Raw genomic sequence first — 11,960 nt, forward strand, 5'->3', positions numbered from 1 at the left:
CTTCGTCTTTTTCTTTACTAGAAGGAGGGATGCGGATATGGAATGGATATTTCTTGGTACGGGGGCAGGTGTTCCTTCACTAGATCGAAATACATCCAGTACAGCTCTCCGGTTTACAGAAACCGGGGGGAACATTTGGCTTTTTGACTGTGGGGAAGGAACACAGCACCAGATATTAGAATCTCCAGTACGCCTCTCTCGTGTGGATCGAATTTTTATTACGCATCTTCATGGGGATCATATTTTTGGATTGCCAGGCGTGCTCGGGAGCCGTTCGTTCCATGGAGTTACTACCCCTCTCACTTTATACGGTCCCAAGGGGCTTACTGAATTTGTCGAGATTAACCTGCGTACCAGTGGAACCCATTTAAGATATCCGTTGATGATCGAGGAGGTAGAAGACGGTAAAGTGTTTGACTGTGCGGGGTTTCTTGTCACCGTAGGGAAACTAGAGCATGGGCTTCCTTCCTATGGCTATCGCATAGAAGAGCCAGATTCTCCTGGGGAATTACTCGTAGAGAAGCTACGCCGAGAGGGTGTTCCCTCAGGGCCTCATTTTGGCAAGCTAAAGCGAGGAGAAGAGGTGGTTCTCGCAGATGGTCGCCGTTTACGAGGTAAAGATTATCTAGGCCCTATCAAGAGGGGGCGACGGGTGGCATTCCTTGGCGATACTCGTCCGGTGGAACGTGGAGTTGAGCTAGCGCAGGATGTGGATTGCCTTGTCCATGAGGGTAGCTTTGCGGATGGGTGTGAGGATCATGCTCATCGTTACTTTCACTCCACCAGTCGGCAAGCGGCAGAGGTTGCACGGGGGGCTGGAGCCAAACGATTAATTTTGAACCATATTAGTTCCCGTTATAGAACCACGGATATTGAAGAGTTAATGGCCCAGGCGTGTGAGGTATTTCCTTATGTGGATGTGGCATTTGACCATAGTATGTTTTCGGTAGAACGACCGGTGTGATTGAGCGTCAATACACTGAAATGAGTGGCAGGGGAGGGAGACTCTGTGGCTACACGGCTTTTATTGGTAGAGGACGAGCGGGCGATCCTCGATTTATTAACCATTGTTCTAAAAAAAGAAGGCTATACAGATTTATATCAAGCAGAGACTGTAGCTGAGGCAGAACGACTTTGCCAAGAAATTCATCCTGATTTGATTATCATGGATGTGATGCTACCGGATGGGGATGGTTTTGATCTGTGTCGGCATTTACGCCAGAGAACATCTGCACCCATTTTATTTGTAACGGCCAAGGATCATGACCTTGATAAATTGATGGGGTTAGGGATTGGTGGCGATGATTATATTACAAAGCCCTTTAATCCTTTGGAAGTGGTTGCACGAGTTAAAGCACAATTGCGTCGCCAAAAATTAAACAGTAGTCAGTTATCAGAAGAATCTCACGTCATCGCATTTGGGCGCTGTCACCTAAACGAAGCCGAGGGACGATTGGTGGTGGATGGAGAGGATGTGCCGTGTCCAGCAAGGGAGTTTCAGCTACTTTCTTTTCTAGCTCGTCGTCCGCGACGCATTTTTAGTAGAGCGCAACTTTATGCAGAAGTATGGGGAGAGGAGATCTTAGGTGATGAAAATACGGTCATGGTTCATATTCGCCGGCTACGAGAGAAGATTGAGACGAACCCCTCTCAGCCGGAGCACCTTCTGACCGTTCGGGGGCTTGGATATAAATTGATTCCTGAACCGAATAGGGTGAAGTCGTGAGCCTGGGACGAAGGTTAGCAACCCGGTTTTTGTTGTGGTTAGGGCTTATGTTTGTTGTGGTGACGGCTACGTGGTATTCAGCGATCCTCTACTTTTTTAATTATTACGGAGAAGAGTGTTCGCGCGATTGCGAAGATTACTACGAAGGGGATTGGCTACGCGAGATTGCAAAGGGTACTTCCATTGTGAAGGGAAGGGCTCGGGTAACCTCTCGTGTCGAGAGCACATTGGACAAAAGAGAGACTGGACTACAGATACTCGATGAACAAGGGAAAGAGGTATATCGACGAGGGATGGAGGATCATTGGCCTCGTAAATGGAATCCAGGGTATCTCCTGCGAGAGAAAAAGCTTAATGGGCGTTCTCTTTTTACATGGCACAGTTCTAAGAAAGGGGAGTCCTATACATGGGTTTTATGGAGGGAGTTTGGGTTTCCGTTGCGGAAACTTGCTTCCAGCGTATCTCTTACCAGAGGGCAGATGATCCTTTCCAAAGCATGGGAGAAGAAGATCGCCAAAAGAAACGCGTGGGTACAAGTGCTAGATGCTCAAGGGAAAGAGATGGTTAACTATGGGAGACCAAAATCCTTCCCAACGCATTATTCAAGTGGGCAATTGGTACAGAGGGTGAAAAGTACCCAAGATCAGTGGCAGATGAAAGTGTGGTACGATCCAGAGCGCAAATGGACATGGATATATGGGCGACCAGGTGTAAATTCGAGAACCATTCTGGCTAATCGATGGAAGATCGTGTACCTGTGGGTGTTTTTCCTAGGGATCGGACTCGCATTATTAATTGCATGGTTCTTTGGCAGACGGTTAGGAGCTCCTTTGATTCATATGATGGAATGGCTTAAGAATCTGGCAAAGGGGCATTATCATGAACCCCTGGCTAAGAGTGGATTCCCAAAGAGTCGAGGGGTGGACGGGCAATCCCTTCAGCGTCCATTTCGGGTCTATCAAGAGGTGATCCGGGCGATGGAATCCTTAACAAGTACTCTCAAAGGGGCGGAGGATGAAAGGGAACGTTTAGAACGGACAAGGGAAGAGTGGATGACGGGAGTATCCCATGATCTCAAAACGCCCTTGGCATCCATCAAAGGATATGCCGACCTCCTTGAAGCCGAGCAGTATCATTGGGAAGAGAAGGAGGTGCGCCGTTATGCTCGAGTAGTTCGGGAAAAGGCAGAACATATGGAACGCTTATTAGCCGATTTTAACCTTACTTTTCGCCTGGAGAACGACGCACTTCCTTTGGTGAAAAAGAATGTGGATGTGGTAGAACTCCTCCGTCGATCTGCAATTGACCTTGTCAATCATCCGCTATCCCAGGGACAGGAGATCCATTTTACAGTACCAGAAGAGTTGCAACTAACGTATCCTTTGGATGGTCATTGGTTTAAGAGAGCGATTGATAACCTAGCGCTGAATGCCCTATTGCACAATCCAAAGGGAACATCGATCCATCTCGAAGTGGAGGAGATCCATCCTTGTAGGGAGGTTCCCCTAGTGGAACCAGGAGTAATCATCCGGATTCGAGATGATGGGCGGGGGATGGATGAAGAGACGTTAGAACATCTCTTTGAACGGTATTATCGGGGTGTGAGTACCGACTACGAAGGAGGAGCCGGTCTTGGCATGGCCATCGCGCGTCGATTGATTGAGGTCCATGGTGGATTTATTCATATTCAAAGTAATGTAGGAGAAGGTACGCTGGTGACGATTTCCTTGCCTCCAAAAAATTAAGCTCCTGTTCAGGTGGTGTTTCACTTCCCTTTATCTTCATGAAGTAGCATGATCCTTGGAGGTGAAGAGGATGTCTGAGACAGATATCATTGTACGTACGATGGGCTTAACTCGTCGTTATCACAACAACACGGCCGTCGACCATGTGGATCTGATGATTCAACGCGGAGAGATCTATGGCTTCCTGGGACCCAATGGCGCTGGGAAAACAACAACGATTCGCATGCTATTGGGGTTAATTCGTTCGACCTCAGGAGAGATTGAGATATTTGGGAAACCGATAAAAAAAGAGAGGAAAGAGATCTTACAAAGAGTTGGTTCCTTAGTTGAGTCTCCTTCTTATTATGGACATCTCACTGGACGTGAGAATTTAGAAGTGGCTCGTCGTATCCTGGGTGTGACACGTTCTCGGGTGAATCACGTATTGAAAATGGTACGTCTGGAAAATGTGGCGGATGCAAAGATGTTGAAAGAGTATTCTATATGTTTTTTATATAGGGTGATGGTGATTTACACTCTTCCTGTCTATAAAAGAGAACATACGTAATAATTTGAGGTGATTAGAATGAGTGACATTATCGTAGAAACATCTAACTTGACCAAAAAATATAAAGGTCATGCAGTGGTCAATCAGTTGAATATGAAAGTACGAAAAGGTGAAGTATTTGGGTTTTTAGGACCTAATGGTGCAGGGAAGACAACGACGATTCGAATGTTGTTAGGCTTGATCCGTCCAACAGAAGGAGAAATAAAAGTTTTTAATAAGGATTTAACACAGGAAAGAATGTCGATTCTCACGAAAATAGGTTCACTTGTAGAGATGCCTTCATACTACGGACACCTTACTGGTTATGAAAATCTAGAAGTAGCCCGTCGCTTGCTGAGAGATCAAAATACACATCGTATTGGGGAAGTTCTGGATATGGTTCGATTAACCCATGCCAAGGATAAAAAGGTGAAAGAATACTCATTAGGTAGAAGCAACGACTTGGAATTGCGATTGCATTATTAAATAATCCTGAATTGCTTATTTTGGATGAACCAACTAATGGCTTAGACCCTGAGGGAATCCGAGAGATCAGAGATATGATTCAAGAATTACCGAAAAAATATGAAATGACTGTTTTGATCTCTAGTCATCTACTACATGAAGTAGAGCAGACTGCTACGGATGTAGGCATTATTCATCAAGGAAATCTCATTTTTCAAGATCATATCGATGTATTACGCAAGCAGAGCCAAGTACGTTTGTACATCTCAATCGATCAACCCGATGTTGCAACAGAGTTTCTTCGAGGACAAGGAATTGAAGTAACTAGAGAAATACAGGATGAGTGTTTGTACTTACCAGACCCGACCCCAGTAGTAGCAGGGAATATGAACCGATTATTAGTAGAAAAAGGATTCCAAGTTTATCGATTGGAAGAAAGAAAACCGTCATTGGAGGACATCTTCTTAGAACTTACAAAAGAGGAGGGAAAATTGTAATGGACTCCATTTTATCATCTGATCTCATTAAAATGCGACGTGCTTGGTTTTGGCGGCTTGTCATTTTGTTCCCTCTTTTCATAATAACGTTAGAGCTAGGTCTTATGCTCATGAACTGGGATCAAGTGCAATCCGAATTAGCGCATGGGAAAGGCTATATGATCTGGAGCTCCATGTGGACGATTACATACTATAGTGATTTTGTGGGGATCCACTTACTGGTTACTTTATTAGCCACAATTCTAGCAAATATGGAACATCAAGCCCGTACGTGGAAGTTGATCTTATCTATGCCGGTCTCACGTGTACAATTATACTTGACCAAATGTTTTTGGCTAATTGTAGGTGTTCTTACCTCTAGAATTCTATTAATGCTTGCATATGTAATTATAGGTATTGCTATGGGAGCACAGGATTCATTAAATTGGAATCGATTATTTTCCTTTACAGTTTTTCCTGTGTTGGCAGCATTTGCTTTAATGGGAGTTCAACTATGGCTATCGATGGTGATGAAGAACCAAGCCGTCTCAATCGTTGCAGGGGGAATAGGGGCAATTATCGGGATCTATGGGCTTAACCTCTCAGGTGGTCTAGAGTATAATCCTTGGTCTCTACCATTTCATATTCTTTTTAATGGGTTGAATATGATGACCGAACCATCTTATATCACGATGGATCCAACGCTAGAGTGGAATTGGGTTTTCATTAGTATAGGAATGAGTGTGGTGTTGTTTGTAGCAGGAGCCTTTCACTTGGCTAATAAAGAGGTAGATTAAGAAGGAGGATTTCGATGTTCCGGGATATATTTATTGTAGATTGGATTAAGATTCGGAGATCTGTTGTTTGGTGGATCATGATATCGGTTCCAATCTTCATCTCGATGATTGGGATTAATAATTATATGAGTCATCTAGATGTATTTAAGAAAGAGGGCATGCTTGGATGGATGGGAGCTTGGACTCAGGTTGAATTTCTATACGGCATGATGTTACTTCCTGTGATGATTAGCGTCTATGTATGCTTACTTTGTCGCTTTGAATATTTAAGCGGTGGATGGAAGCAGATGTTTTCTTACCCGATCTCGTGGACAGATATCTACGTATCGAAGCTGTTATGGTCTATGATTTTGATTGTTTTAACTAATGTGGCTATGTTAGTTGTATTTTTACTGCTTGGTATAATGTGGGGAGTACAAGGGGAAATTCCGTGGTTAACCTTTTTGACGATGATGATCAATGGGTGGATTGCAACCGTTCCATTGATTGCTATTCAGCTATGGATTTCTACTCAATGGGATAATTTCTCGATTCCTATCATTTTAAACTTCATTTTTGTCATCCCAAATATCTTTATCTCTAATACGAAAATTGGAGCATTCTTCCCTTGGTCACAACCTGTATATGCGATGACACCTGTTGATCGTCTCGAGTATGTTCAGCCACTTTCTTACTTTTATGTCGCTTTGCTTGTTACCTTTCTTATCTTTTTCCTAGGCGGACTGTGGAAGTTTAAACGATCCGAGATTAGATAATTGATAAAGGAGAGTTCGATGACTAATTTACAAGTTAACTCAAAAGTTTCGTGGAGTAAGATTATTGTTTCTCCGAGTTCGGAATTAGAGAAGATTGTACATACGAAAAAAATTATATTGCCATTTCTGTTAATCACTCTGCTCCAAGTAGTCATTTTCTTTGGTATTGGTTATATCGATCCTGGAACCTTAGAGAAAATGAAGTTTGGAATATTTGAGCCTCTAAATGCGGGAATGGTCTTTGGAGCTTATGGTCTGGTCAACGTACCAATGACTTTGCTATTCTCTGCGTTGTTTCAAAAGCTTATCGCTTATTTTGTAAAGGAAAGACTTTCTTTTAAGAAGTTGTTTGTCTTAAATGTGTATCTGTGGAGTGTCATCCTCTTAAAATATGTGTTTATCTTTGTATCGATTGCTTTCTTGCAAGGAGATTTTGCTTCACCGATGACTAGTTTGGCTTTCTATACAGATCTAGAACCAGCCAAGGAGAGGTTATTGACAGCGATCGAACTATTTAGTCTCTGGCATTTTGTATTGATTGCCATTGGAATTCATAAAATGTTTGGGGTTCCAAGAAAAAAAGCATTCATTATTGCAATGGAAGCTTATTTTGCTGAGATTGCGATTGTACTACTTGTTGGCTAATCCTAAGAAGGATCTAGAATCATAATCTCACAAAGACGCCCTAAATCAATAAGTGAACTTTGCATTTAATTCCGAACAATTCGGTCCCTGGTATCCCTGGGCACAACCTGCTTTGGCCATGTATTCCCTGGAACAGGGGATGTTTCAGGTAGATTCTACCCAATTGATGGTGGTTATCATCGGCGGATTTCTTCTCTTTTTTATCGGAGGCTGGATGCACTTTAAACATCGTGATACAGTGGGTTGATGTGTATGATGATTGAATCAATGCCGATGATGGTTTGTTAACATACTTTCTTTGACAATCCCATGCCTGAAAGGCAGGGGATTCTTGGGAGCTCCCATCTACTGATGAGATCCTATCCAAGCTTAGACGGTCTGCCCGACCGCAAAAACGCGAAGGCCTTCTTGCAAGATGTTTTTGGATGCATTGATGTCACGGTCATGATGGGAACCACATCTGGGACATGTCCAAGCCCGAAGATTGAGGTTTTTGACATCTTGGTTGCGATAGCCACAGGAAGAGCATAGCTGGCTGGAAGGGAACTGTTTCCCGATTTTCACCACGTTTCTTCCGTGCCAGGTCGCCTTATAGCTAAGCATGGCGACAAACTCTGACCATGAGGCATTTGTGATGGATTTGTTGGCTAGCTTGTGATTCTTCACCGTGTTTTTTACACAGAGGTCTTCGATGCAGATCGTTTGGTTTTCACGAATCAGCTTGGAAGACAGTTTATGGAGGAAGTCATGGCGAGCGTTTACGATCTTCTCATGGAGACGGGCAACCTTGATCCGTGCTTTGTGCCAATTGGAACCGCCTTGGGTTCGTCGGCTCATGATCCGCTGTGCTTTCGCTACCTTCTTTTCGTACTGCCGGAAGTACCGGGATGGTTTTATTTTCGTTCCATCGGTCAGAATCGCAAAGTTCTTTAACCCGAGATCGACACCGACGGCTTTTTCTTTATCTACGGGCACATAGGGACATTGATGGATCTCGCACAAGACCGATACAAAATACTTGCCCACGGGATTGCGCCTGACAGTTGCGGAAAGAATCCGCCCTTCTACTTCACGGGATTTTGCAACCTTCACCCATCCGAGTTTCGGAAGTTTGATCCGATTGGCTACCACCTCGATCGTGGGTCTCCCCTTTTTCGGATGGTTACACTGACTGGTGTAGGATTGGTCACGGTTTCGCTTGCTTTTGAAGCGAGGACGGTTATTCTGCTTTTTGAAGAAGCGTGAAAACGAATCCGTTAGGTGTTTCAAGGTGTTCTGTAGCGAAGTAGAATCGACTTCTTGTAACCACTCCATCTCTTTTTTTAGGTGGGTTAACTGGGAGGAACACGCACTATAGGTAAGGCCTTTTCCCGTACTGTCATAGGCTTCATTCCACCTCGCTAAGAATTGGTTAAAAACAAATCGGCTACATCCAATGGATTTGTTTATGAGAATCGCTTGTTCCTCCGTTGGATACAAACGAAATTTAAACGCTTTGTGCATGGGTTGGGTTCACCTCCTTTATATCCAATTATATGCGATAATGGCAAAACTTACGAAAGGGAAATGAGCCCCTCCCTCGTCTGACGCTCACTTTCATCCCAGCCCTGAAGGGCTAGGTTTTCTCGTTCACAATCTATAAAGTAAAGGGGGATTTTCCATAAAAAAGAAACATAGTGTTATGGTGAAGGTTATAGCATGAAGGAAATGTCGTATCGTGACAATTTTTGCGTAGAAAAAAGGAACCGAGTGGGTAAAAAGAGAATGAGATGTATTGGTGAAGGGTCCTGTTTACAGATGGGGGTTCAGGGTATACCATCACTATAGGTACTAAAAAAATTCGTACCACGAATAGACTTGTCAAAGGGGGGCATTATTGTTGGCCTTCGTTATTACTTCAACCTGTAAAGATGAATTAGCTGCCGAATGCGTGGAAGTATGTCCAGTCGATTGTATTCATGGCGATGAAGTCATGTATTACATCGATCCTGATACCTGTATCGAGTGTGGAGCGTGTGAACCGGTTTGTCCGGTAGAAGCGATCTACGAGGAAGACATGGTGCCAGAGGAAGAAAAGCAGTACATTGAAATCAATGCCAACTTTTTTAAGGAATGAGGGAACGGGCGCAGATAGCGCCCGTTTCGTTATAATAGAGGTGCGTTTTATTTTCGATTGTTCACAAAAAAATGAGCAAGAACCCTTGACGTCTGAGTGCATCAGATAAATAATAATATGTGAACGGGTAAAACCGTCTCCAAGGAATTGGAGAGAATTGGAGCACCTCCCTGTGTTGCGGCAAAGTGAAAAGCGTTGCCTAAAGAAAGCAGGAGGATTTTTTTTCACCTACTAAATGAATGACCATTCATTCATGTGATTGTCCCTGCGGATTATCGGAGAGGAGGAAGGACCTTTGGCGAGAATCAAACATGTTGCTGTGATCGGTGCTGGGGTGATGGGGGCTGCAATTGCAGGCCACCTAGCTAACGCAGGTATCCGCACATTGCTTCTGGATATCGTTCCGAGGGAACTGAACGATAAGGAACAGGCGAAGGGCCTTACCCTGGAGGATAAAGCGGTGCGTAATCGCTTAGCCCAAACGGGGAAAGACCGTCTCTTAAAAGAGAAGCCGGCTCCACTGTTTCATAAGAGTATCGTTGAGCGAATCGAGGTTGGAAATCTGGAGGACGATCTGGATCGCCTAGGGAAAGTGGACTGGGTGATCGAGGCAGTTGTTGAAAATCTCAAGATTAAACAAGATCTCTTCAGTCGGATAGAATCCATTTGGAAACCAGGTATGATCGTGAGTTCTAACACATCGGGGATCTCCATCAATGATATGGTGGAAGGTTGCTCTACTGAGTTCCGTTCTCACTTCCTGGGTACGCATTTCTTTAACCCACCCCGTTATATGAAATTGCTTGAGCTGATCCCAACGAAGGATACAGATCATGCAATTGTAGATGAAATGAAAGCGTTTGCTGAGGATCGGCTAGGCAAAGGGGTTGTCCTAGCGAAGGATACACCCAACTTTATCGCGAACCGCATCGGTGTATATGGCCTTGCTGTTACCTTCCAAAAAATGCTGGATGAAAAACTAGCTCCTGACGAGGTAGATACCGTAACCGGGCGGGCCATGGGTCGTCCAAAGAGTGCGACCTTCCGCACCTTGGATCTTGTTGGTCTCGATACCTTCATCCATGTGTACAACAACGTTCGTGAGAATGTGAAGGATGAAGAAGAGAAGAAAACCTTCGAAGTACCAGCATTACTTCAAGAGATGGTGGACAATGGTTGGTATGGCGCGAAAAGTGGTCAAGGTTTCTTCAAGAAAGTCAAAGGGGAGAAGGGCAAAAAGGAAATTCATGTTCTTGACCCCGAGACAAAGGAATATCGGCCAAGAAGAAAGTTGAAAGCGGATTCTTTGGAAATGTCCAAACGGGCAAAAACCACGAAGGAACAGTTTCGTGCTCTCGTCTATGCTGATGATGCTGCGGGTCGTTTAGCTTGGTACATCACCAAGAAAGTACTTCTATATTCCGCAGCTCGCATCCCAGAAATCGCTGATGATATTGAAAGCGTAGACAAAGCGATGCGCTGGGGATTCAACTGGGATCTTGGTCCTTTCCAAGTATGGGATGAGATCGGGGTTGAAAAATCCGTTGCTCGTATGAGAGAAGAAGGAGAGACAATTCCATCCATCGTGGAAGAACTCCTTGCTTCGGGTGCTACCTCCTTCTATGAGAAGACTCCAGAAAGCGTCAAAGCATTCCATCTTGGGGGAAAATTCAAAGAGGTAGAAGCCGATGAGCGTGAAATCAACCTTGATCGTTTAAAAGAACAAGGGAAGACGGTGAAATCGAACCGCGGTGCAAGTTTGGTAGATATCGGTGACGATGTACTTTGCCTCGAGTTCCATTCTCCGAAAAATGCTATCGCAGCAGACATTATCCAGATGATCAACTACGGTGTGAAGGAAACCGAAAAAAACTGGCGTGGCCTAGTTATCGGGAATCAAGGAGAAACCTTCTGTGTAGGTGCCAACCTGATGTTGATGCTCATGGAAGCGCAAGATCACAACTGGCCAGAGCTTGACCTGATGGTCCGTCAGTTTCAAAAAACCATGGGCTCGCTGCGTTACCTCAACAAACCTGTAGTAGCTGCTCCCTTCAAGATGGCTCTAGGTGGCGGTGTAGAGGTTTCTCTGCCAGCAGACCGCATCCAAGCATCCGCTGAGACTTACATGGGTCTAGTGGAACCGGGTGTCGGCCTCATTCCTGGTGGTGGTGGTAACAAAGAGATGCTTCTCCGCTGGACCGAAGATGTGGATCCGAAGGATGAGATCGGCCGCCAGAATCGTGTTAATAAAGTATTTGAAACCATTGCAATGGCCAAAGTTTCCACAAGTGCCGTTGAAGCGAAGGGCTATCGATTCCTACGCGAAGGTGTCGATGGTATCAGCATGAACGAAGATCACCTCTTGTATGATGCGAAGCAACAAGTGCTCAGCCTCTCTGCAACAGGTTACCGTGCTCCTGATAAGAAGAAGATCGCAGTGGTTGGGGAAACAGGTTTCAACACTTTGAAACTAGGTGCCTACAATCTTCTCCAATCCGGTTATATCAGTGAACATGACTTCAAGATTGCTACCAAATTGGCCTTTGTTCTCTCTGGTGGTAATCTGCCGGAGGGTACGCTGGTGGATGAGCAATACCTCCTCGACATCGAGCGGGAAGCGTTCCTTAGCCTTGTAGCTGAGCCGAAAACCCAACAACGGATGCAATATATGCTCATTAACAATAAACCTCTACGCAACTAATCGGTGCG

At 44.6% G+C, this 11,960-nt stretch carries 10 protein-coding genes and 1 pseudogene; 10 read left to right on the forward strand and 1 reads right to left on the reverse strand.

Features of this window, described 5'->3' with window-relative positions; genetic code table 11:
* The first annotated feature begins 37 nt into the window (after window positions 1-37).
* From rnz to BLV90_RS07155, 8 genes and pseudogenes are all read left to right on the forward strand, one after another.
* Window positions 38-964: a ribonuclease Z gene (rnz, locus tag BLV90_RS07120; RefSeq protein ID WP_091738473.1), complete on the forward strand. Its 927-nt coding sequence runs from the start codon at window positions 38-40 to the stop codon at window positions 962-964.
* 45 nt (window positions 965-1,009) lie between these two features.
* Complete coding sequence (locus tag BLV90_RS07125) at window positions 1,010-1,726, forward strand: response regulator transcription factor (protein ID WP_091738476.1); 717 nt, start codon at window positions 1,010-1,012, stop codon at window positions 1,724-1,726.
* The gene (locus BLV90_RS07130; RefSeq protein ID WP_091738479.1) at window positions 1,723-3,471 is read left to right on the forward strand and encodes a sensor histidine kinase; all 1,749 of its coding nucleotides are present in this window, start codon (window positions 1,723-1,725) and stop codon (window positions 3,469-3,471) included. The genes BLV90_RS07125 and BLV90_RS07130 overlap by 4 nt, the downstream gene beginning before the upstream one ends.
* Before the next feature lie 70 nt (window positions 3,472-3,541).
* A complete protein-coding gene (locus tag BLV90_RS07135) occupies window positions 3,542-4,018 on the forward strand; it encodes an ATP-binding cassette domain-containing protein (protein WP_091738484.1) in 477 nt (158 codons plus the stop codon).
* An 18-nt stretch (window positions 4,019-4,036) separates the two neighbouring features.
* A pseudogene (locus tag BLV90_RS07140) lies at window positions 4,037-4,959 on the forward strand (ABC transporter ATP-binding protein).
* Window positions 4,959-5,735 carry an ABC transporter permease gene (locus BLV90_RS07145; RefSeq protein ID WP_091738486.1) on the forward strand — a complete coding sequence of 259 codons (777 nt, stop codon included), beginning with the start codon at window positions 4,959-4,961 and terminating at the stop codon, window positions 5,733-5,735. Before BLV90_RS07140 ends, BLV90_RS07145 begins: the two are co-directional and overlap by 1 nt.
* Before the next feature lie 14 nt (window positions 5,736-5,749).
* On the forward strand, window positions 5,750-6,490 hold the full coding sequence (locus tag BLV90_RS07150) for an ABC transporter permease (protein WP_091738490.1): 741 nt from the start codon (window positions 5,750-5,752) through the stop codon (window positions 6,488-6,490).
* A gap of 18 nt (window positions 6,491-6,508) precedes the next feature.
* On the forward strand, window positions 6,509-7,135 hold the full coding sequence (locus BLV90_RS07155; RefSeq protein ID WP_091738493.1) for a YIP1 family protein: 627 nt from the start codon (window positions 6,509-6,511) through the stop codon (window positions 7,133-7,135).
* 369 nt (window positions 7,136-7,504) lie between these two features.
* Here the strand turns inward: BLV90_RS07155 and tnpB are convergent, their stop codons facing one another.
* Window positions 7,505-8,638, reverse strand: coding sequence for an IS200/IS605 family element RNA-guided endonuclease TnpB (gene tnpB / locus BLV90_RS07165; RefSeq protein ID WP_091738499.1), 1,134 nt, complete (start codon window positions 8,636-8,638; stop codon window positions 7,505-7,507).
* A gap of 376 nt (window positions 8,639-9,014) precedes the next feature.
* Between tnpB and BLV90_RS07170 the strand changes: the two genes are divergently transcribed.
* A complete protein-coding gene (locus BLV90_RS07170) occupies window positions 9,015-9,251 on the forward strand; it encodes a ferredoxin family protein (protein ID WP_091738891.1) in 237 nt (78 codons plus the stop codon).
* Between the two features lie 295 nt (window positions 9,252-9,546).
* A complete protein-coding gene (locus BLV90_RS07175; protein ID WP_091738502.1) occupies window positions 9,547-11,952 on the forward strand; it encodes a 3-hydroxyacyl-CoA dehydrogenase/enoyl-CoA hydratase family protein in 2,406 nt (801 codons plus the stop codon).
* The last annotated feature ends 8 nt before the right edge of the window (window positions 11,953-11,960 follow it).

The sequence above is a fragment of the Marininema mesophilum genome (assembly GCF_900106775.1).
In the GTDB taxonomy this organism is placed as follows: Bacteria; Bacillota; Bacilli; order Thermoactinomycetales; family DSM-45169; genus Marininema; species Marininema mesophilum.